Origin of the sequence: Paenibacillus sp. BK720 (assembly GCF_011761545.1) — a bacterium.
Taxonomy (GTDB): Bacteria; Bacillota; Bacilli; order Paenibacillales; family Paenibacillaceae; genus Pristimantibacillus.
Genome location: NZ_JAASRQ010000001.1, coordinates 270,738 through 293,003, shown reverse-complemented (window position 1 = coordinate 293,003; position 22,266 = coordinate 270,738). Strand labels below are relative to the sequence as shown.

The 22,266-nt window shown below is 51.3% G+C and carries 16 protein-coding genes; 1 reads left to right on the top strand and 15 read right to left on the bottom strand.

Features of this window, described 5'->3' with window-relative positions; all coding sequences use genetic code 11:
• Positions 1–78: 78 nt before the first annotated feature.
• From FHT67_RS01280 to FHT67_RS01210, 15 genes are all read right to left on the bottom strand, one after another.
• On the bottom strand, positions 79–7,758 hold the full coding sequence (locus FHT67_RS01280) for an S-layer homology domain-containing protein (RefSeq protein WP_167194943.1): 7,680 nt from the start codon (positions 7,756–7,758) through the stop codon (positions 79–81).
• A gap of 356 nt (positions 7,759–8,114) precedes the next feature.
• Positions 8,115–8,972, bottom strand: a complete 858-nt coding sequence (locus FHT67_RS01275; RefSeq protein ID WP_132303224.1) for a 5'-3' exonuclease — start codon at positions 8,970–8,972, stop codon at positions 8,115–8,117.
• Between the two features lie 637 nt (positions 8,973–9,609).
• Positions 9,610–10,803, bottom strand: a complete 1,194-nt coding sequence (locus FHT67_RS01270) for an aminotransferase class I/II-fold pyridoxal phosphate-dependent enzyme (RefSeq protein WP_167194940.1) — start codon at positions 10,801–10,803, stop codon at positions 9,610–9,612.
• A gap of 4 nt (positions 10,804–10,807) precedes the next feature.
• Positions 10,808–11,170 (bottom strand): arsenate reductase family protein, encoded by a 363-nt coding sequence (locus FHT67_RS01265; RefSeq protein ID WP_132303222.1) that lies wholly within the window; start codon positions 11,168–11,170, stop codon positions 10,808–10,810.
• A 118-nt stretch (positions 11,171–11,288) separates the two neighbouring features.
• Entirely contained in the window at positions 11,289–12,239 is a 951-nt protein-coding gene (locus FHT67_RS01260) for an RluA family pseudouridine synthase (RefSeq protein WP_208403077.1), read from the bottom strand.
• On the bottom strand, positions 12,236–12,817 hold the full coding sequence (locus FHT67_RS01255) for a cob(I)yrinic acid a,c-diamide adenosyltransferase (RefSeq protein WP_132303220.1): 582 nt from the start codon (positions 12,815–12,817) through the stop codon (positions 12,236–12,238). The genes FHT67_RS01260 and FHT67_RS01255 overlap by 4 nt, the downstream gene beginning before the upstream one ends.
• Before the next feature lie 92 nt (positions 12,818–12,909).
• Positions 12,910–14,118: an aminotransferase class I/II-fold pyridoxal phosphate-dependent enzyme gene (locus tag FHT67_RS01250; RefSeq protein WP_132303219.1), complete on the bottom strand. Its 1,209-nt coding sequence runs from the start codon at positions 14,116–14,118 to the stop codon at positions 12,910–12,912.
• Between the two features lie 13 nt (positions 14,119–14,131).
• Entirely contained in the window at positions 14,132–14,623 is a 492-nt protein-coding gene (locus FHT67_RS01245) for an Lrp/AsnC family transcriptional regulator (RefSeq protein ID WP_015843024.1), read from the bottom strand.
• Positions 14,624–14,717: 94 nt separating this feature from the next.
• Positions 14,718–15,098, bottom strand: a complete 381-nt coding sequence (locus tag FHT67_RS01240; RefSeq protein WP_132303218.1) for a spore coat protein — start codon at positions 15,096–15,098, stop codon at positions 14,718–14,720.
• A 21-nt stretch (positions 15,099–15,119) separates the two neighbouring features.
• Entirely contained in the window at positions 15,120–15,347 is a 228-nt protein-coding gene (locus FHT67_RS01235; protein ID WP_207918077.1) for a hypothetical protein, read from the bottom strand.
• A gap of 65 nt (positions 15,348–15,412) precedes the next feature.
• Positions 15,413–16,546 carry a Ger(x)C family spore germination protein gene (locus tag FHT67_RS01230; RefSeq protein ID WP_165930546.1) on the bottom strand — a complete coding sequence of 378 codons (1,134 nt, stop codon included), beginning with the start codon at positions 16,544–16,546 and terminating at the stop codon, positions 15,413–15,415.
• Positions 16,547–16,581: 35 nt separating this feature from the next.
• Entirely contained in the window at positions 16,582–18,078 is a 1,497-nt protein-coding gene (locus FHT67_RS01225; protein WP_167194937.1) for a spore germination protein, read from the bottom strand.
• The gene (locus tag FHT67_RS01220) at positions 18,068–19,150 is read right to left on the bottom strand and encodes a GerAB/ArcD/ProY family transporter (protein WP_208403075.1); all 1,083 of its coding nucleotides are present in this window, start codon (positions 19,148–19,150) and stop codon (positions 18,068–18,070) included. The genes FHT67_RS01225 and FHT67_RS01220 overlap by 11 nt, the downstream gene beginning before the upstream one ends.
• 158 nt (positions 19,151–19,308) lie before the next feature.
• Entirely contained in the window at positions 19,309–19,974 is a 666-nt protein-coding gene (locus FHT67_RS01215; RefSeq protein WP_132303214.1) for an adaptor complexes medium subunit family protein, read from the bottom strand.
• 80 nt (positions 19,975–20,054) lie between these two features.
• On the bottom strand, positions 20,055–20,633 hold the full coding sequence (locus FHT67_RS01210) for a hypothetical protein (RefSeq protein ID WP_167194934.1): 579 nt from the start codon (positions 20,631–20,633) through the stop codon (positions 20,055–20,057).
• 503 nt (positions 20,634–21,136) lie between these two features.
• Between FHT67_RS01210 and FHT67_RS01205 the strand changes: the two genes are divergently transcribed.
• Complete coding sequence (locus tag FHT67_RS01205) at positions 21,137–22,201, top strand: CotH kinase family protein (RefSeq protein ID WP_132303212.1); 1,065 nt, start codon at positions 21,137–21,139, stop codon at positions 22,199–22,201.
• Positions 22,202–22,266: the final 65 nt, after the last annotated feature.

Below are 22,266 nucleotides of genomic sequence, written 5' to 3'. Positions count from 1 at the left end.
GATATTGTCAATTAATGTATAAAAATATTAAGAAAAGCCCCTGCCAGGAATAGGCAGAGGCCTCAAAAACCAATTGATTTACTCTGGTATAAACGTTTCGCTGCCGCCGGAACCTCGTGCCGCGTCATGAGATCTTGAAGCTTCTTCAATCGCTCCAAACGCCCAGAAGGAAGCCGGCACATCCTTCCAAGTAGGCGTTGTTACGCCGGTTAACGGACCGCGTCCAAGAATCCGGTTAAGGATGACAACCGCTTCGGCTCGGGTTAACGGCTGGTCGGGACGGAACGTGCCGTCCGAATAGCCCGTCATGTAGCCAAGCTTTGCTGCCGCAGCAATGTGGGCAGACGCCCAATGCCCCTTCACATCGCGGAACGCCGGATTCGCGGCGCCGGGATCGAGCTGCAGCCATTTGGCTATAATAGCCGACATTTCGGCGCGCGTAATCGTTGCGTTAGGCTTGAAGCTGTGATCCGGATAACCGTTCAGAATGCCAACCTGTTGACCCCACCGGATCGCTTCGGAAGCCCAGAAATTATTGGACACGTCTGCAAAGGCGGTAACGGAGCCTTTGCCCGGAAGAGTGCCGGACAAAAGACGATACAGCATGGTGCTCATTTCCGCTCTAGTTACCGACTGATTCGGACGGAACGTGCCGTCGGAATAGCCCGTCATATAAGCATCATGATGCACGCTTGCTCCTTCGGCCGACACAATCGTAAACGTACTGAACTTGTTTACCTCGATTTGGATGCCAACCGGATAACCTTTGTCGTTATAGACGATTTTGCCGCGCTGGAATACCTTGTCGCCATCCGAGTGTTCAATATATACGCCAAGGCTGGCGAGGAAAAGCTTTCTTTGATTCAGGTCGCTTGGAATCACGCTGGAATCCAGCGGAAACGTAACTTGAACCGCTACTTTCGGCAAATTCGTCTCAATCGTCATCGGCATCCCGATAACGCTCACTTTGCCTGAGTTCGCGATTTTGCGGATCGCTTCCGCGTTAACCGTCCTGTCCTTCACCGCGTTCTGCTCGTCCTTCTTGCGGATTGGCATGATATCGAAGAAGAATTCCTGACTGCCCTTCATCGCGCCTAATGCCTCGGTGGATAAATGAAGCGTTGCATTCTCCGTTTGAATCTCCACCTGAATCGAGCTGTCGAGGAGATACTTGATGGAGTTGACCGTCAGTTTCACCTTGACCTCGTCTGCCGGATCTCCGGGAATGTCGTCCACGATAATTCTTATCGTTCCTTGGTGGGCGCCGACTGCGCTTTCTACGGCTTGTTTGATTTTGTCCTCGTTCATAATGACGGTGTCCACTTTCTTGCCGCCGATTACCTCGCGTACAATATCAATTTGCACGACAACCTGCGGATGATTCGGGTCTCCAACTTCAACGGTCACTTGGCGTACGTTCGTGTTGCTGACAGGCTTGTTGACCACTTTAACCGTACGAATGACTTCCGCCGCTTGATTGCCCGCAAGGTCAATCGCGTTATAGCGCAGCGTGTAAGTACCAAGAGCGGCGGTATCCACCGTCCCGGTCACCGTAGCCAGAGGAGCCGCCGGATTCGCATCCTGCACTTTAGCCCCTTGCTCCGTATAGGTGCTGCCGTTGTATACAATAACCGTATCATTGCCGTTCAGCACGATAACCGGAGCTGTCTTATCGATCTTCACTTCGACTGATTTGACCTCGCCGATGTGATTCTCAGGATCGGTGACTCTCGCATAAAAGGCAGTCAGTCCTTCCTGAGAAACAACTACGGGAGCGGTATAGCTCGTCCATGTCCCGCCGCTGCCCAGCTTGTATTCTATGGTGTTGTCCGGATCGGTAACGACGGTCACCGTTACGTCTTTATTCGTCCAATCCGTCTCGCTCGGCGTAATCGAGAAGTTGTTGCTCACCTTAATGTTCTGCGTAGCGCCGATATGGTTAAGCGTTGCGCTGAAGCCGTTGCCTGCGGCATCCGAAATAACCGCTCCGTTTAAGGCCAGCGCTCCGGAATCGATGCCGATGCCATCCGAATCCTGATCCTCCAGACGTACCGTGTAACGGAACTTGAGCTCGCTTGACGATACGGCTTCCAGGTATTCCGCCTTGACGACAGCAGCTCCAACCTGTACTTCAAGGTAAGGTTTTCCTGCCGTGACATCAAGAATAACCGGTTCGCTTGCTTTAACAATAAAATCAAGGTTTGCCCCTGCATGATACGTTCCGTCAGCAGGAACGCTGACCAGATCCACAACCGGTACGGTTGTGTCGATCCGTACGGCGCTTGTATCGCCTGCGTTTGCAAGGGTAGGTACAGCCGCATTGTCTGCTTGGTCAGCCATTGCCGCGCCATTCAAGGAAATAGCCGCAGCAAGCTCAATGCCATCCGAATCCGTATCTCCGGCTTGCACTTCATATTGGAATACAAGAGCGTTCATACCCGATCCCGATACATACGCGGCTTGAACGGTTTTACCGTCAAGCTTCACATCGAGCTCCGGGGTACCGCCCGTTACATGGACGTTCTCGCTGAAATGAACCGTAAACTGCAGATTTGCTCCCGCTTTGTAAGAACCGTTTGCCGGAACCTCCACCTTCGTAATGCTCGGTGCAACCGCATCAACCTTTACTCCAGCCGTGCTGCCAAGACCGCTCAGAACCGCTGCGGCGTTGTTGCCTGTTGCGTCCTTCAGCGTTCCGCCGTTCAGGCTGAGGGCTCCAACCTCAATGCCGTTCGCATCATTATCGCCGGTTTGCACGGTGTAGCGGAACAGGAGATCTTTTGTCCCCGTACCCGACACGTATTGGGCTTGTACCGTAGCCGCACCAATCGTAATCGAAATGGATGGCGTTCCGGTTACCGTTACCGCCTCGTCGTAATGAACCGTGAAATTCAGCTGTTCTCCTGCCAGGTAAGTATCGTCCGCAGGAAGGTCTACGCCTTCGATTGTTGGAGCAATCGCATCGACGAGGACGTTGCTTGTGCTGCCTACGGAAGCGAGCGCCAGATCCGCCGCATTGCCTGCCGCGTCCTTTAGCGTGCTTCCGTTCAAGGAAATGGCATTTCCTGCTTCTATGCCGTTTCCATCAATGTCGCCGGCTTGTACCGTGTATCGGAACAACAAAACGTTCGTTCCCGTACCCGATACATACGTAGCATGGACGTCTGTCGAACCAAGCGTAATCGTCAAATTCGGCGTTCCGCCGCTGACCGTTACGTTTTCGTTGAAGTTAACCGTAAAGTCCAGCTGGTCTCCCTCTTTGTACGTTCCGTTTGCGGGAACTGCTACGCTAGTAACGGTTGGCACAATCGCATCGACGTGTACCGTGCTAATGCTGCCTGCTCCAGTAAGAGCAAGGCCGGCCGCATTGCCGGCCGCATCCTGAATGGAAGCTCCGTTCAGATTCACTGCACTGCCTACTTCAGTGCCGTTCGTATCTTCTTGACCTGCTGATACCGTGTAGCGGAATACCAACGCATTGGTGCCTGTGCCCGACACGTAGGACGCTTGGACTGGCATAGTCCCAATGGTGACGGACAAATAAGGAGTTCCGCCGGTTACGTGAACGGCTTCATCGTAATGAACCGTAAAAGTCAAAGCCTCGCCTGCTTTGTACGTTCCGTCAGCCGGAACATCCAAGCTTGTTGCCGCAGGCGCAACCGCATCGACCTTCACTCCAGCCGTGCTGCCAAGACCGTCCAGAACCGCTGCGGCGTTGTTGCCTGTTGCGTCCTTCAGCGTTCCGCCGTTCAGGCTGAGGGCTCCAACCTCAATGCCGTTCGCATCATTATCGCCGGTTTGCACGGTGTAGCGGAACAGGAGATCTTTTGTCCCCGTACCCGACACGTATTGGGCTTGTACCGTAGCCGCACCAATCGTAATCGAAATGGATGGCGTTCCGGTTACCGTTACCGCCTCGTCGTAATGAACCGTGAAATTCAGCTGTTCTCCTGCCAGGTAAGTATCGTCCGCAGGAAGGTCTACGCCTTCGATTGTTGGAGCAATCGCATCGACGAGGACGTTGCTTGTGCTGCCTACGGAAGCGAGCGCCAGATCCGCCGCATTGCCTGCCGCGTCGGCGATCGTTCCGCTATTTAAGTTGAGGGAGGTGCCTACGGAAATTCCGTTCAAGTCCACCTGACCCGCTAGCACGGTATAGGTGAAAACCAAAGAATCCGTTCCCGTTCCCGTTACATATGCCGCCTGAACAGTTGAAGAACCAATTGTAATTGGAAGGGTCGGCGTACCCGTAACCGTTACTTTTTCATTGTAGTGAACCGTAAAGTTTAAAGCCGAACCCTCACTGTAATAACCGTTGCCAGGCACTTGCACGCCGGTGACGGAAGGTGCCGCGGTATCCACCAGCACTCCGCTGGTGCTGCCTGTTGTCAATGTCAGAACAGCGGCATTACCTGCCGTATCTTGAAGCGTTGCTCCGTTTAATTGAATGGCGCTGCCGGCTTGAATGCCGTCCGAGTCGTTATCTCCCGCCAGCACGTCGTACGCGAACAGCAAAGAACTTGTGCCCGAACCCGATACATAAACGGCTTGGACCGCAGCCGAGCCAATCGTTACGGGCAGATAAGGCGTTCCGCCGGTTACCGTAACCTTCTCATCATAATGAACGGTAAATTTAAGTCTGTCCCCTGCTTTGTAAATGCCGTTGTCCGGCACGTCCGCGCTTGCGATAGATGGTGCATGGGTATCAACCAGCACTTCGTTGGTGTTGCCCGCTGAAGTAAGCGATAGGCTAGCCGCATTGCCAGCAGCATCGTTTAGCGCTCCGCCGTTTAACGCTACCGCACCTAGTTCAATACCGTCCGTGTCCTCATCCCCGGTTTGAACGGAATAAGTAAAAGTGATGTCCTTTGTTCCCGATCCGGAAGCATAAGCGGCATGGACCGTAGCGCTTCCGATCGTTAACGCGATGTAAGGCGTTCCGGTTACGGAAATTTTTTCGTCATAGTGGATCGTAAGGCTTAAGCTGCTGCCTGCTTTATACATACCGGCCGCCGGCACGTCAATGCTTGCAACGGACGGAGCGACGGCATCGACCAATACTTGGCTGGTATCGTCAACAGCATTCAAGGTCAAATCTGCCGCATTTCCAGCCGCATCCTTCAGCGATCCGCCATTCAGCGCCAGAACGCCGCCAACTTGGAGGCCATCCGAATCCTCCTGTCCGCTAAGCACCGTATACCGGAATAAAAGGGCGTTTGTCCCCGTACCGGATACATAAGCGGCTTCGATCGTTGAAGATCCGATGGTGATTGGCAAGGCTGGAACTCCGGTTACCGTAACATTCTCGGAATAATGAACGGTAAACTCCAGTACGGAGCCTGTCCGGTAGCTGCTATCCGCAGGTACTTCGACTCCCGTAACCGCCGGTGCCGCCGTATCAACCAAGACGGCTGTAGTGCTGCCGACGCCGGCCAAGGTCAGAGTGGCATGATTCCCCGATTCATCCTTAATCGTACTGCCATTCAAAGAAATAGCGCTGCCCGCTTCAATGCCGTTATTGTCATTGTCGCCGGCTTGCACGACGTAGCTGAATACAATCGTGTCCGTACCCGTTCCGGAAACATATTGCGCCTGCACCGTGTAGGATCCAATCGTTAAAGGAAAGGAAGGCGTTCCGCCGGCGATAACAACCTTTTTGCTAAAATGAACCCTAAAGTCCAGATTAGCCTCCGGCCCGTAGGTCTGGCTCGCCGGCACGTCAACGCTGCTAACGGATGGAGCTGTCGCGTCTACCAATACCGCCGTCGTGCTTCCAACATTATTCAAGGCTAGGTTGGCATTATTCGTAGCGGTGTCTTTTATCGTGCCGCCATTCAAGCTCAAGCCGGAGGCAACCGCAATTCCGTCAGCATCATAGTCTCCAGCCTGAACCGTATAGCGGAACAGGAGATCTTGCGTTCCGGAACCCGATACATAGCTTGCTTGAACAGCCTTGCTGCCAATCGTTACGGGCAAATAGGGTGATCCCGTCACGGTCACGCTTTCATCAAATGCAACCGTGAAATCAAGATCCTGCCCCTCCAGATAAGTTTTATTCGCAGGCACGACTACGCTGCTAACTGTCGGGGCGACCGCATCTACCAATACGATGTTGGTTCCGATGCCGGAAAGCGAGAGGCTTGCGTTATTGTTTGCCGCATCCCGAACGGTTCCCCCGTTCAACGCCAGATTTGCCCCTGGCTGAACTCCGTCGGTATCAAGATCGCCCGCTTGGATTGTGTAGCGGAATAGAAGGTTTGGGGTTCCCGTTCCCGATACGTAGCTTGCTTGTACCGAAGAACTGCCGATTATAACCGGTAAATAAGGGCTGCCCGCTACGTTTACGTTCTCGTTGTAATGGACCGTGAAGGTAAGCGGATCGCCTGTCTTATAGGTACCCGCAGCAGGCACATCTACTGAACCGACGGTCGGAGCTATGGCATCTACTCTCACGCCTGCCGTGCTGCCAACGCTATTGAGTGTCAAAGCTGCAGCATTTCCTGCCAAATCTTTGATGGTTGCCCCATTGAGGGCAAGAGTATTTACCGCAATTCCGTCGGAATCCGATTGCCCGTCTTGCAAATCGTATCGGAATGCAAGCGAGCTTGTTCCCGAACCGCTTAAGTAATTGGCTTGTACGTTTGTCGATCCGATCGTAAGACCAAGGCTAGGCGTTCCGCCTGCTACGTATACAGGTTCATTAAAATTGACCGTAAACGCGAGGCTTTGCCCGCTGCCGTAAGTCGCGGTAGCCGGTACGGCTACTGAGGCTACCGTTGGAGCTGCGGCGTCTACTTTTACATTGGTTAAAGAGCCAATATTATTGAGGGTAAGAATACTGTCTTCATTACTGCCATTTCTAATGGTGCCGCCATTGAGGCTGATCGAGCTTCCTAATGATACGCCATCGGTATCAAGCTGTCCGCTTGTTACCGTGTAGCGGAAGGTAAGAGCGGTAGTGCCAGTACCTGATGCATAGGTTGCCTGCACAACCGTGGAACCAATCGTCAGAGAGAGGGAAGGCGATCCCGTTACGTTGACGATTCGGTCAAAATACACCGTAAAGTCCAGGTTTTGTCCGGCTGTGTATGTTCCATTCGGCGGAGCCGCCACCGACAGTACTTTTGCGTTTGTTGCGGTAGTCACTTCCAGAGCCGGTTTGTTGGAAGGCGCATTGTTAGAATTGATGGCGAACTGATTGCTTTTACCAGGCGTGTCTTTGCTTGTCAGCACAAGGGTTGCTTTTCTGTCACCCGTAGCCTGGGTTTTAATATAAGAGGTTAGATCAATATTTAGAAACTGGCCTTGCGTGATCCCCGTTTGTCCATTAATGATCGTAACATCTTGCGTAGGAATTTTTTGCGATGATTCCGAAATAACGTCATCATTAGACCCGTAGACATTTACAAATAGCGGGGTTGGGTCTGTGTGGTCGTAGTCTACGTACGGCACAAACAGCTTTAATATCGCGCTCGAAACGGTATCGTTGACTGGTATAGAACTCAGATCAAATTGCATAACCGTTACAGAGTTGCCATACGCGGAATCGAAATAAGTACCAATCCAGCTATATCCCGGACCTACGGAGTCATCCCCGTTAAAATAATAACCGGAATTATCGTGGAAATAATCCACGCTTGCCGGAATGGGAGCCAGCGCTGCCGCATAGCCCGTTTGCGCGGGCAGCAGTCTGAACACGATTAACGCCAGCAGCACCGACATAACCGCCATTCCTGTTTTTCGTAAAACACCTTTCATAATCCGCCTCCTAAACAGAATTGTCACACAAATGGCTATCCTGAGCTATTTGTGGTGATTCTTGCTTCGCAAGTGTTTTCTTGGTTGCGCAGATGACCCTTGCCCCGTACCGTTTGTTGCTCTTCTATCGCTCGCAGATCCGCCGGTCTTCGCGCGCCAAAAACCCTCTCGGTTCGCCCTGCCGCCCAGTTACCGCCAATGGGCAATGCTAACATGAGAAGTTGCTTGTTTTTAGCCAATATAGGTCTTAGTTACCAGTTCGACACTTGTTTCCAGTTTCCTTTTTCCGCAACAAAAACTTAGTATTTTTTGGCAAAAAAAAGGCAGCCGCGCCTTTAGCGCAGCTGCCTTTCAAATCAACCGATTAATTTCAATAATGAGGCCAGACGATATTTTTCAAATACAACCTCGGCTTCAGCCGGTATACTCCATACGCATTCTTCCAGACTGCATGCAACCGGCACTTCAATGTTAATACGCGCCAGCGTCCGGGACAAATGCAGCATATCCAGATCCGCTTCAATCTTTGCTTTAATGCTCTTGGACAAAGAGTCCAGATTGCTCAAAATGCCGTCGATCGATTCAAACTCCTGAAGCAGCTTCAGCGCCGTTTTCTCGCCAATTCCTTTGACACCCGGGTAGTTATCGCTTGTATCGCCGGTCAGGCCCTTCATCTCGATAACCTGGAATGGATGGATACCTTTGTCTTCTTTGAGAAAACCTGGATCATAGACCGCATAATTGCCTCTGCCTTTTTTCATGATGACAACATGTATGCGCTCGTCAACCAATTGGAGCATATCCTGGTCGCCAGTCAGGATATACACATGCGCCATCTCGCTAAGCTGCTTCGATACCGTGCCGATACAGTCGTCCGCTTCGTAACCCTCGATTCCGATATTCGGAATGCCAAGTGCGGCTACGATATCTTTCACGAGCGAAAACTGCGGGATTAAGTCGTCCGGAGCTTCCGGCCGGTTCGCTTTGTAATTCGAGTACATCTCGGTGCGGAACGTTTTGCTTCCCATATCCCAGCAGCATGCCACGTGGGTGGGCTGAAACTGGTTCACCGCGTCAAACAGATATTGCATGAAACCGTAGATCGCATTGGTAGGCGTACCGTCTGCGAGACGTCTAGCACTGTATTGCTGGGCGAAATAGGCGCGGAAAAGCAGCGCCATTCCGTCTACGACAAGAATTTTATTTTCGTTCATTCGAAAGGCCATCCTCTACACCGTAATATGATTCTATTGTACAGCAGTTTTGGCGTTCCTTGTAATGCAAAAGCTGGCATTGTGGATGGAGAGGTCGCTTGGTGGTTACTGCGCAGGTGAATTCTGTGGGGATGGGGTCGCTGGGGTCGCTGCGTAAGGGAATGTTCTTTCGATCGCTGTTGTGTCCGGATTCCTTGAACAATCGGACTAGGGTCCGAATCCGGACACAAAGGCGAACGCTGCGCTTCTCAAGAACATTCCCCTACTCCGCTTCCCGCTCCCCTTCCCCTCGGAACATTCACTCGCTCCGTTCCCTAGCTCCCAACCTCTCTTAATGCCGCTGATTTTGCATTAAGATGAATCCAAAACCGTGTACGGGCCGCGGCCCGTTAACCATCACTCATTTCTCGAGTGATGACAAACTAATTCATATCCATTACTCGTATTCCGAGTGATGAAAACGGCCCCTATAAAATTGCTTGGACGAAGCGAAGCGAATCAATACTCTGGAGAAGCGCAGCGTTCGCCTTTGTCCTCCGAATTTCATCCGCTAAAGCGGATTCCAAATGAAGAAATTCGGGGACAACAGCGATCGGAAGAGTATTGATTTGCGTAGTGCCGCATCGCAATCAGGATCCTAACCTCTAAGAAACGCGCCGATCCGCCGTGCAGCCTCACGCAGCCTTGCTTCGTCTTCGACCAAAGCAATCCGCACAAACCCTTCGCCCTCGCTGCCGAACGCTTCGCCCGGTATCACAACGACGCCCGTCTGATCCAGCAGGCTCCGCGCGAACTCGCGGGAGGTCCATGTGGTGCCGTCGCTGCGCTCCGGCAGTTTTGCCCACACAAACATGGTCGCTTTCGGCTTCTCTACAGCCCAGCCTTCGACGGCCAAAGCCGCGATAAACGAATCCCGCCGCTGTTCATATAATACGCCGGCTTTAGGCGGCGCAGAAGCAGACATTGCTTCCTGCAGCGCCGCGACGCCCGCTTCCTGAACAGCGCCAAATACGCCGTAATCGATGTTTTCTTTCAGCTCGCGCAGCGCTCCAACCGCTTCGCGGTTCCCGGCAAGGAAGCCGATGCGGCAGCCTGCCATATTAAAGCTTTTGGACAAGGAATGGAATTCTACCGCCCCGTCCAATGCACCCGGAACTGCCAATACACTTGGGGGCTCATGTCCATCGAACGCCATTTCGGAGTATGCCGCATCGTGAACGACCAGTACGCCGTGCGACTTGGCTTTAGCGAGCAATCGTTCGAAGAAGGCAAGATCCGTAGTGGCGGATACAGGATTACCCGGATAGTTCAGCAAAATAAATTTTGCGCGTTCCCATACTTCTTTCGGTACCGAGTCGAGATCCGGAAGAAAATGATTCTCTTCCTTCAGCGGAAGCAAATACGGCTCCACTCCCGCCAACGCTAACGCCGCGGTATAAATCGGATAACCGGGATTAGGCACGATAACCATATCGCCCGGATTGCAGAGCGACATTGCCAAATGGGACAAGCCGTCCTGCGAGCCCATTAGGGAAACCAGCTCGCGATCCGGATCCAGCTTCACACCGAACCGGTGCTCCATCCAGGCAGCTGCCTGCCGGCGGAAGCTTGTACTGCCGTGCGTACCCGGATATGAATAAATATCCGTGCGCAGCGCCGCTTCGCTTAATGCCTTTCTTACAGCCTCCGTCGGAGGCTTATCGGGACTGCCGATGCCAAGGTTAATAATGTCCCGGCCTTTGCCGGCTGCTTCCGCTTTCCACTCCGCGACCTCGGCAAAAATCGACGAGCCCAGCTGCGACAACCGTTCAGAACGCCATGATTTCCTCATCCCGTCACCCGTTCCATACTTGCTCGTATTGTTCTTCCTTGTACCCAACCGTTACTTTATTGCCGTCTGTTACAATCGGACGTTTGATCAGCATGCCGTGGGAGGCCAACAGCTCAAGCTGCTCCTGTTCGCTCATGCTGCCGAGCTTGTCCTTCAGCCCAAGCGCCTTGTACACTTCGCCTGAAGTGTTAAAAAATTTCTTCAGTTCCAATCCGCTGTTCTGCAGCAGCACTTTCAGTTCGTCGGGAGTTGGCGTCTCATCCACGATATGCTTCAGCTCCAGCTCATTGCCCTTCGCCTGCAATGACTTAACGGCCTGTCGGCATGTACCGCATTTCGGATATTGGTAAATCGTCAGCTTGCTCATCTGTGCAAATCCTCCTATTTCGTTCAAAGCACCGCCCATGCCGGTCTCCAACCGGCTATAACACGGTTTTTTCCTCTTATTCCGTTGCAGTCCGCCGTTAGCTTGTTCAAGCTTGCCCTCAGCACTCTCTTAACGCCAGCTCCAGCTGCACAAGATCAGGCGGCAGCGCCGCCGTCCATTCGATCCATTCCTTTGTCATCGGATGCGTCAACCCAAGCGTCTCCGCATGAAGCGCCTGACGTCCGGCTATCGTCTCCCACTCGTCGACCTTTCCCGCCCGCAATCCGTACATGCCGTCGCCGATCAGCGGGCAGCCGATATGCTTCATATGGACGCGGATCTGATGGGTTCGCCCGGTCTCCAGCTTTAATCGGACTCTGGATGCTAGACCCTCGCCAAACACGGCCACCGTCTTGTAATGCGTGATAGACGGATACCCTTCAGGCGTTACGATTCGGACATGCGGATCCTCGGGGTCCCGGTCAATTGGCGCATCAACCGTTCCGTCCGCCGGGGATGGCAAGCCATAGACGAAGGCGCAATAGATCTTCACAATCGTGCCGGCCTGCAGCTGTTCCGATAGCTGCTGGTGAATGTACGGATTTTTGGCGATGACGACCAGTCCCGACGTATCCTCATCAAGCCGGTGAACCGGACGGAACCGTACGCGTTCGCCCTTAACTTGCCAATGATGCACAATCCCATTCGCTAGCGTATTGGTGTAATGCCCCTTCGTGGGATGAACGATGATACCCGCGGGTTTGTTCACGACAAGCAGATAATCGTCTTCGAATACAATGGATAAAGGCAGATCCTGCGGCAAAATATCCTCCGAAATCTCTTCCTCCATCCGGATGGCAACCCAATCTCCTTCGGTGACCTTCGCCGTGGTGTACGCCCTTGCTCCATTAACGGTGATGCCGTATTCGGTCAGCTTGATCCGGGACAGAAGCGAGCGCGATACGCCCAGCTTCCGTTCCAGCACCGTCCTAACGTCTTTTCCTGCCAGATCAGCGCCGACCTCAACGGCCAGCGCTTTGTAATACCCTGCTATATCTTGCATTGTCATTTCGATTTCTTGCGGAACACTTCCGCACTCCGTACATATTCGGTGTCAGGCACGCCAAGCTTTGCGTTGGCCGCTCTCGCCGCCGCAAAGAAAAAGTCCGACAGCCTATTCAAATATTTCTGCACTTCCGGATTAGCCGGATTGGCAGGATGCTCCGCGGCAAGCGTAACGACGCGGCGCTCCGCCCGTCGGCACACGGTCCGGCATACATGCAGCAAAGCCGACACGGAGCTTCCTCCCGGCAAAATAAACCTTGTTATCTCAGGCGCCTCTTCGGTATATTGATCGATCATTGCCTCAAGCCTAACCGCCGCCTCTTCCGTTACTTTAAGCGGAGCTCCGGGACTTGCATAGGCCAGATCCGAACCGCAGTCAAACAGCTCCTGCATAATATCCACGAGGAGCGCGGCCATATCCTCCAGTTCCTCATGCTTCGCAGCCTCGGCTGCGGCCTGACCGACAAAGGAATTCAGCTCATCGATCGTGCCGTAAGCCTCAACGCGGATATCGTCTTTCCGTACTCGTCCGCCAATAAGCGAGGTCTGGCCCTTGTCTCCCGTACGCGTATAAATTTTCACAAAATCAGCCCTTCCTTAAGGGAATTGTTCCCTTCACTATACCACAAAAAAACAGGCAAGGGCGCGCCCTGCCTGTTTATCTTCTACTCCTGTTAGCCCTGCTTCAGCTTATGAACAAATTGTCCGATCCGGTCAAGCGCTTCCGTAAGCTGGGCTACCGATGTCGCATAGGAGCAGCGCAGATGCCCTTCGCCTCCCAGGCCGAATACGTCGCCAGGAACGGCAGCGACATTCCCTTCCTCCAGCAGCCGCTGCGCGAAATGCTCGGAGGTTAGACCCGTTGACGTAATGGAAGGGAAAGCGTAAAACGCTCCTTCCGGCTCGTGGCACTCCAGTCCGATTTGCCGGAAGCCCTTCACAACAAGACGTCTGCGCTGGTTGTAGGATTCCATCATCCGGTCCTTCTCTTCCAGGCCATGAGGAGTCAACGCCTCAAGCGCCGCGTATTGGGCCATAATCGGCGCGCACATAACGGTGTATTGATGAATCTTCAGCATCGCGCCAATCAGATCCTGATGGCCGCATGCGTAACCCATCCGCCAGCCGGTCATGGCAAACGCTTTGGAGAAGCCGCTCACAAGCAGCGTCCGGTCCTTCATGCCCGGGATAGCGGCGAAGCTCACGTGCTTGGAGCCGTAAGTAAGCTCCGCGTAGATTTCGTCGGAAATAACGATCAGATCGTTCTCTTCAACCACCTTGGCGATTGGCAGCCAGTCCTCGTAAGTCATAATGCCGCCGGTTGGATTGCTAGGATAACATAGAATAAGAACCTTGGACTTTGGCGTAATCGCCGCTCGCAGCGACTCTGCCTTCAGCTTGAAATTATCCTTCGCAAAGGTCTCGATGCCAACGGCTTTCCCGCCGCTGAGCGTCGTAATCGGCGAGTAGGAAATATAGCATGGCTCCGGTATAAGAATCTCATCGCCGGGGCTGATCAAAGCCCGCAGGGCAAGGTCGATCGCCTCGCTGCCGCCGACCGTTACCAGAACCTCGTTAGCCGGATTATAGGAAACGGCAAAGGAATCGTTCAAATATTGACCGATCGCCTCGCGCAGCTCCGGCATGCCCGCATTGGATGTATATTGCGTCTTGCCTTTCTCGAGCGCGTACACAGCCGCGTCGCGCACATGCCAAGGCGTTACGAAATCCGGTTCGCCTACGCCAAGCGTAATTACGTCCTTACGGGTACTGACCAAATCAAAAAAGCGCCGGATGCCTGACGGTTTGATGCTCCGAGCAAGCGGCGACAAATAATCAGCCATCGATTGGCGATGATTCGATGTTACCTCGTCTTTAATCATAGCCATCACCCTCTTATGGCGAAATCATCAATCGATGGTCACCCTCATGCTCCTCGAAGATAATTCCGTCCTGTTTGTATTTTTTCAGAATAAAGTTCGTTTTTGTCGACAGCACTTTGTCGATAGGCGATAATTTATTGGAAACGAAAGAGGCAACCTCTTTCAGATTTTTACCTTCAATCTCGACAAGCAAGTCGTATGCCCCGGACATCAGGTAGACCGATTTCACTTCCGGATATAAGTAGATGCGCTCGGCGATGCCTTCGAAGCCGCGTCCGCGCTCAGGCGTGATTTGAACCTCGATCAATGCCGTAACCTTCTCGTCATCGACCTTGCTCCAATTCACAACCGTCGCATATTTAACGATGATATGTTCCTCTTCCATGTAGGCGATTGCCTGCTTTACGCTCTCCACCGGCTCATTCAGCATGGCGGCGATCAGGTCGGCGTCGCGTCGCGCGTCTTCCTTGAGCAGCTCCAGCACTTTCAGCTGTAGTTCGTTCATCGTCAAACTCCTTCCAAAACTGCGGTTATTAAAATATTTTACAACGAATTATAGGTTCCTGCAAAGAAAAAAAACGAAAGACCCCGAAGGGTCTTTACATAAAATAAGGCTGATGCGGCTGGTGCTGCTGCTGTTGGAATTGACCGAATTGCTGGAACGACGGTTGCGCGCCGCCTAGTCGTTGCTGTAAATATTGCGTCGTTTTTTGCTGCGTTTGCTGATATTCTTTCACTTGTTTATCAATTTCTTGACGAAGAGCAGGCGATGCCGTGTTATACATATTGGCCGATTGCATCGTTTGGAACAGGTTTCCCTGCAATTTAAGCGTGCTGTTCATCAGCTGCGTAAACATTTGGCGAACCTCAGGGCAACTCGATTCCGTAGCAGCCGTCGAATACTCACGAACGACACGCTTCAGATCGGACAATACCGTATAAGCTAAATCCTCATCGGGCAAATGATGCTGTTGATACATGTTTTTTCTCCTCCCGGGTTTTTAGTTCTGCTGCGGTTGCGTTGGAGCCAGGTGCTGATGCTGCTGAAGGGCTTGCATCAGGGTTTGATAATGCTGTTGATGCGTTTGTAATTCAGTCATTCCGGCTTGTCTTAACTGCGGGTTCATCGCGAGAGAGGCCAGCAGAGCGTTTTGCTTCATCAACAAATCTTCATTGGACAATGAATCCGCGATATATTCAAGTTCCTTCGCGGTTAAAGCTTGCATCATATGGTTTCGTCTCCTTCATGCCAGGTTTGGGATAGCATACATATTATGGGCGCATAACCCATGGATTATGTATGCAGCTCAAGCTCGGATTTGGTGCGCAGCTCGGATTGCTTCGTAATCTTGCATTTTACCTCGATGGCCAGATCCTTCGGTCCGGGCTTCCAATTCTCTTTCACCAGCCGTTTCCATGCGCGATTGTGGTGCCGGTACAGCTGATGCTCCAAATCATAGATATCGGCATTTAATGCTAATCCCCTCAAATAGGTATCCTCCAGCTGGCTTTGTACCGCCTGCTCCACCCGCGTCTTAAGCTCCTCGTCCGTAAAGTCGCTTGACGCTTCAATTAAATGTCCGGAGACATTAACCTTAAGCGTAAATTCGGGGTCCTTGTCCGCCCAATTAACCTTAATATTCGATTTGGCGGCATCAATCACTACGGAACCTCGCTTACCGTCTACATTAACGGGAATAAGCGACCGCTTGAACGCTTCGCTTGTCCATATGAGCCCCTTCGTTCTCTCACGGGATAGATAGCCTGCCGGTTTCTTCTTGTTAAATAAAAACACTCCGTCAATCGTTAAAAATTTGAGCTTCTTTTTATTATTCTCCCAGTCATCCGGCAGGGTGGAAAGGGCGGGCAGTTTCACCGCCATGGCAGGCTCCAAAGCTCCGCGAATCAATGTCTGCAGCGTCATGGGCTCGATATAGCTGTTCTGGTTATTCTCGATATGCGGCGCGTAAAGCGGCGTCGTAAGCGGCGTTTTGTTGAACAGCATATCCATCGTAAACAATTCGTTAATGTCCGTCTTGGTCCCAAATACAAAGGAGTTAAACCGGGTTGAGCTCAAGCGGTTAAGGCTGTCGATAATCTGCTTGATTTCATTGAAAGCGCGCTCGTGAATGACGACCGTCTTCAAGTGATTTAATGAAAGCTTATATTGAGAGGAATCCATCAGGTTAAAGATGGCGGCAAGATTGGTATTCCCCTCGTGCTTCCCTATCCAAATCGGGCTCCCAGGCGGCGGAGCAGTGTCCTGCTTCGCGATTACGCCAAACGATATCATTTGAGCGTATACAATAAAATGATTGTCCACGTAATCTACGCCAATAGCCGAAATGTAGCTGACATCCTGCAGATTGACCTCATCCCAACAGCCCCCGGTTACCAGCATAACACTTAGCGCCAACACCGCTTTCATCGTTTTCAAAAACCTTCGGAGATTCGAATGAACCTTCATGGTTTATCACCTTTAGCTCTGGACTTCCATGACTTCTGCAGCAATCCCGATATGAGTTCCCTCCATCTAATCGGAGCAATAGGCTGCATGTAGTTCTGGTTAAACGTCTCCAGAGAGCACATGTAGATCAGAATAATAAACACGCTCACGAAAAAGCCGAATATGCCGAATATCGAAGAGAGAATTAACACGAAATACCGTAAAATGCTCACCGTCCCGCCTAAGGTCTGGTTCACCAGAGTGAAGGTAGAAACTGCCGTAACCGCCGCCGCCACCAGCATCGTTGGCGAGGTCAGGCCCGCCCGGATTGCGGCGTCGCCAATAATAAGTCCGCCTACAACGGATACCGTCTGGCCGACGGGGCGAGGCAGCCTGACACCCGCCTCCCGGAACAGTTCGAACATCGTCATCATGAGGAACATTTCCATGGTGGTGGATATCGGAAGTCCAATTCGGGAGTTGGTTACTGTTGCAAGCAGCGTAAACGGAATTTGATCGGTGTTGTATGCCGACAAGGCGACCCAAAAGCCTGGCAGGCAGATGGCAAGAATAAACCCGCCAATCCGGAGCAGCCGTTCAAGGGATACGTAATAAAAGGGCAGATGAGCATCCTCCGGCGATTTGATCAGAAGCGTCAAATTGCCCGGAATAATGATGACAGAGGGATTGCCATCCACAAAAAGGCATACTCTTCCCTGCATCAACGCTTGAACCACATAGTCAGGACGGCCGATGTAATCCACTAACGGGAACAGGCTCTTAGGCCTGTCCGACACGAGCTCTTCCAGCTCGGAAGAGCTGTACAAGGCTTCGATATCAATCGCTTGCAGCCTGTTTCTGGCTTCATTGACCAAAGAAGGCTCCGCTTTGCTCTTCATGTACATGATCGAGATTTCCGTCTGCGACTCTGTCCCGATTTTCATATATTCAACGTGCATATCCGGTGTCCGGAGCCTTCTGCGGACAAGCGCGATATTCGTGGAAATCCCCTCCACAAATCCGTCCCGAGGACCTTTAACCGAAAGCTCCATCGTCGATTCCTCAGGCTGGCGTCCCGGAATGCTTGCAACGTCAAAGGAATATACCGATCGCGTGGCTTCGTCGACGGCTATAACACTGCCGGAATAGAGGCTTGAGTAGAAGTAAGAGACTTCCCTTTCATTGTCCAGTGATAAACGTGCGCCAAACGAGTAGCCTTCTTTGTACGAATGGTTCTTCTCCATAACGACGGGCTCGCGCTCTTTCTCAGCCCGCTCCGTCTGCCCGAATTCCTCATTCAGCGTCTCGGCCAGCTTGTCCAGCTGCGGCATTAAAGCGATAAACACCGTCTGCATGTCCACCATGCCGCCGCACATCATAATGCGGAATTCCCGCTTAAGCTCTTTGCCCGCATCAATCGTCTGGATGACAATATCGCCCGAGCCGTCGAGCTCTTCGTAAATCCTGTCCAGACGGTCGAGGCCGCGATTATGCGTTTCCGATTCACGGCTCATTACGGTAACCTCCTTGTGCTTTCGGCTGTTCCGATTTCTTTGGTTTCATAAACGAGAGAATCCATAGCAGCAGAAGAACGGTGCCAAACAGGACCCATGCTGATTGGAAGTACGCATGCATCAGGATCATATACCATTTCATGTGCATCAGAACGAAAAGGCTTGCGGCCGCCAAAATCAGAACGGTGATCAGCATGCTGATCCATTTCCGTTTTATTTTTCTGAAAGGCCCGTAGAGCTGGATCAAATAGAGCGACAGCGATATTCGAATAAGAGCGCCCGAAAGCCATTGAAAGACCGCGAAGAAATCGACATGCTCGAAATACTTGCCGATCTTCACTAGACGCCATTGCGAATAAGCGGGGTAACGCATCAAACTCGCCTCGTTAGGTCCAAACAGGGTAATAGCCCCCACGGTTGGTCCCAGGGTCAAGAGCATTATCATGAGCGTCAGCAGCAACAAATGCCATTTCTTAAAGCTCCTCTTCATTTCATGCTGGATAAGCAGCAGAAAAGACAGCTCCATAAAAGCGCTGATGGAAAAGACCGCCCCTTTGAGTATCGGGTACATTCCCATTTCGAACATTGGAAGCAAAAACCGGTAGTCCTTGGCAGGCATGTTAGCCGTCATCACAAAGTCTCCCAGCACAACAACGATAGGAAGCAAAATACAGGATACGTACGCAATCGTGCGCAGCCCGTTCATGGCCGCAAACATGCAGATAAAACAGAAGACAAACAGGACCACAAATTGGGGGGTCAACGGCAGATAGGTATTGGACGTCCAGGACACTACGTCTACCAATGATCCGAAAGCAACGAACAGCAAGGCCAAGTTAATAATTGCGAGAATCAGCCATACAAAAAAAGTCGGGATACGCTGCTTGAGCCATTCGTCAAAACGCACTCTGTTCATCTTGAACATCACGCGCTGCAAAGGAAAGGCTGCAATGGGAAGCGCGATAATAAGCGCAACCGGAATGCTCAGCCAGGCATCCCTTTTCGCTTCGGCAAGCAGCAGGGGAACTACGATGACGTGATTGACAAGACCAACGCTAAGCAGTGTCATCATTACAATTGGCCATAAACCGATAGGCTTTGCGTTAGGGTGCACAGACATTCACCACCTTCGCTTCCAGCTTTCCCCTTAAGAAGAAAACTGATGCATTTCCCGTATCCGCACAAAAAAGCCCCTTGATATGCTGGACGCAACCAAAAGGCCTTTCCTGTTTATGGAAGGTGAATCGTTTTGACGTGATCAAAATGGATAAACACCGATGATCCGCTTGCGTCCGCAAGCTCAAGCAGGCTCAAATCAACATTTTTGAGGACACCTGTTTTTCTGGGGTTCTCTCCCAGATCGAGAACGACGAATTGTCCGATATGTTTGCGCAGCTGCTGATCAAAGGTCCGGGCAAGGGTTAATGGCGTTGGCTTGAGCGGAAATTGTTCGGAAGACAAGGAGTAAGGGGTAACATTGGCATTGTAGGGTACCAGATATTTCAGATGCCGCATGGAGATCATGACGGAATGGTAGATCGGAGAGTAAAAAACAAAGAAATCGTTCATTACCGCCGTTACATAGCCATGTACCGATTGATTGCCGGTGATATAGATTTCCGAAAACATGCCTTTGGAATTCAATAATATTTTGCGGAAAGAGATGGAGTCATTATACGATTCGAAAGGAAGCTCCGGCGTACTGCTGTAGCTCTGATCTTCATCGTATACAACTCTCATTTGCTGCAAATGGATAAGCGGAACATAGTAAAACTGGGTCCCGTTATAAAGCACGAGAATATCGGGGCCAAAATCAATCAGCTTGCCGCGGATACCCGCTCTTCCGGAAATGACAAGCTCAACCTGTGAATCGAGGAAAGGGTGCTGGTTCTTCAACTGCTCGACCTCCTTTTCAAAAGCTTCATCTATTAAGGATGCCGGACACTAAAGTACATGCCCGGCATCTCATCTATCGATTAGCCTTTTTTCGAGCGGTTGCTGCCACCGGATTTTTTCGATTTGTTGCCTGTCGATTGTCCTTGAGCTTGAGCGCCGGCACGGTTGCCCGTTTTGTTACCGCCGGATTTGCCGCCTTGAGCTCCGGATTTGTTGTTTTTGTTGCCGCCGGATTTGTTGCCGCCTTGGTTGCCGCCGGATTTATTGCCGCCTTGGTTGCCGCCTTGGTTGCCGCCTTTGTTACCCGATTTGTTGCCGCCGGATTTACCGCCGAGTTTTTTGATGGTTTTGATGTGGTCAACCAGGATATAAACGACTTGGTTATTCGCTACAACAAGTGCCGTGTTTCCTTGGACTTCAGCAAGGAAGCCTTCTACCTTTTCCGGGCCGCCCCAGTTGATTTGCACGAATTCTTTCGTCAAAGCGTTAATGATCCCTCTGAAGCTGTTGGCGTTGATATAATCGTTGGAAGTTCCGCCGCTTTTGCCTTTAGCAAATCCCGTTACGCTTTTTACATGGTCTAGGTCAACGTATACGACCCCTTCTCTTGTCGAAAGAACCAGGTAATCGTTTTTTACTGCGAGCAGTTTGCCCTCCATAGATTCCGGACCGCCACGATTAATTCTTACAAATTCGCCTACCAGGTTTCTAAGTTGGGTGTTGCCCGTGTTTGTACCGCCATTGCTGCTGTTGCTTCTGTGGCTTCTGTGGCTTCTGTTGCTTCTGTGGCTGTTGTGGTGGTTACCGTTGCTAGTGTTGCCTTGCTGCCAATTGCATCCGTACATGTAATAAATCCCTCCGATGACTCTCGCTTAATAGATTTACAACCGTGCCATCCAATTGACCTTCTACCACTAATAGGCTGAACTTGCTGGTAATTCGCTATCTAGTCATCTACCATTGGTGACGGTTTGTAATATATTTATATGTAACCCGTATAGGAGAGGTACTAGATTAGTAACCATTTATGCGGACAAAATGGAGAAATAAACATTTTCATCGCTTACGGGTGTCATTCGCCCCCATTCCCGAATACCGTAAATAAGCACAGGAGCCTATCGGCCACGATAGGCTTTGACTTCGGTCTTAAGGGGTGAAGCCCGTGGCACAGCTGCCTATACGTAAAATCGAAATTGACGAGGATGATTTGTGGGATCTGAAAAATAATCCTTGGAGCAAATCGTTTAAACCGATCCATATTGAAATAGACGGCGAACAATATTCGGCGACATGCGGCATTCGGGGAGGCCATACGCGCAATTATACGAAGAAATCGTTTGAAATCAGGCTGGACGGGGGCAAAACGCTCCACTGGAATGCGGAATTCGACGATCCTTCCATGATCCGCAACGCCTTATCCTTTCAGTTTTTTAATCTCATCGGAGTACCGTCCCCGGAAACCCAGCATATTTCCGTCGAGATTAACGGCTATCCGCAAGGGGTCTACTTGGAGATTGAAGCGGTGGATCGTCGGTTCTTTAGAAAAAGAGGTATAGGCTATACCTCCCTGATTTACGCCGTTAATGACAGCGCGGATTTCAGTCTTGTTGATCAGAATACGAATGCCAAAAAAGACTCCTTGTTTGACGGTTATGAAATCGTGAAGGGACAAACAAACACAAAATACCGGCTTGTCCGTTTCATCCGCAATATCAATACTCTCTCCAGCAAACGGCTGAGCGTTTATGCGGCCAAACGGCTGGATATCAATCAATATTTATTGTGGCTGGCCGGAGCGGTTTTGACCGGCAATTATGACGGCTTTGATCAGAACTATGCCCTTTACGAGCATAAGAAAACAAGCAAATACCGGATTATTCCGTGGGATTACGAAGGAACCTGGGGGAGAAACTGTTACGGGAAGCCTTGCGGAAGCGATCTTGTACGGCTGCAGGGGTACAATAGTCTGACCGGCAAGCTGTTTAAGTTCTCTTCCTGCCGTCAAAGATACCGCGCAATCCTGCAGAAGCTATTAAAAACAGCCTTTACCGTAGAGCGCATCGATCCTATGATTACCCGCTTATACAAAGAGATCACGCCGGCAATCCGGGATGATTTTACCCGCAAAAGCAGCTACGACACGTTTCTCGATGAACCCTCCTTTATTCTGGATTACGTAAGAGAACGGCGCGGACTTATAAAAGAAGCCCTTAAAGCTTGGAAATAAGCTTTAAGGGCTTTCTTTTAAAGCGGAGTTCATCATGGACTTTATTTATAAGCCTAGATGCAGCT

Coding starts and splice junctions, on each gene's coding strand:
- FHT67_RS01280 (WP_167194943.1), bottom strand. CDS start 7,758: ATGAAAGGTGTTTTACGAAAAACAGGAATGGCGGTTATGTCGGTGCTG.
- FHT67_RS01265 (WP_132303222.1), bottom strand. CDS start 11,170: ATGAGCAAGCTGACGATTTACCAATATCCGAAATGCGGTACATGCCGA.
- FHT67_RS01210 (WP_167194934.1), bottom strand. CDS start 20,633: ATGGAGGGCAAACTGCTCGCAGTAAAAAACGATTACCTGGTTCTTTCG.
- FHT67_RS01235 (WP_207918077.1), bottom strand. CDS start 15,347: ATGATGCAAGCTTTAACCGCGAAGGAACTTGAATATATCGCGGATTCA.
- FHT67_RS01230 (WP_165930546.1), bottom strand. CDS start 16,546: ATGAAAGCGGTGTTGGCGCTAAGTGTTATGCTGGTAACCGGGGGCTGT.
- FHT67_RS01240 (WP_132303218.1), bottom strand. CDS start 15,098: ATGTATCAACAGCATCATTTGCCCGATGAGGATTTAGCTTATACGGTA.
- FHT67_RS01260 (WP_208403077.1), bottom strand. CDS start 12,239: ATGACAATGCAAGATATAGCAGGGTATTACAAAGCGCTGGCCGTTGAG.
- FHT67_RS01220 (WP_208403075.1), bottom strand. CDS start 19,150: ATGATGACACTGCTTAGCGTTGGTCTTGTCAATCACGTCATCGTAGTT.
- FHT67_RS01275 (WP_132303224.1), bottom strand. CDS start 8,972: ATGAACGAAAATAAAATTCTTGTCGTAGACGGAATGGCGCTGCTTTTC.
- FHT67_RS01245 (WP_015843024.1), bottom strand. CDS start 14,623: ATGAACGAACTACAGCTGAAAGTGCTGGAGCTGCTCAAGGAAGACGCG.
- FHT67_RS01250 (WP_132303219.1), bottom strand. CDS start 14,118: ATGATTAAAGACGAGGTAACATCGAATCATCGCCAATCGATGGCTGAT.
- FHT67_RS01225 (WP_167194937.1), bottom strand. CDS start 18,078: ATGAGCCGTGAATCGGAAACGCATAATCGCGGCCTCGACCGTCTGGAC.
- FHT67_RS01270 (WP_167194940.1), bottom strand. CDS start 10,803: ATGAGGAAATCATGGCGTTCTGAACGGTTGTCGCAGCTGGGCTCGTCG.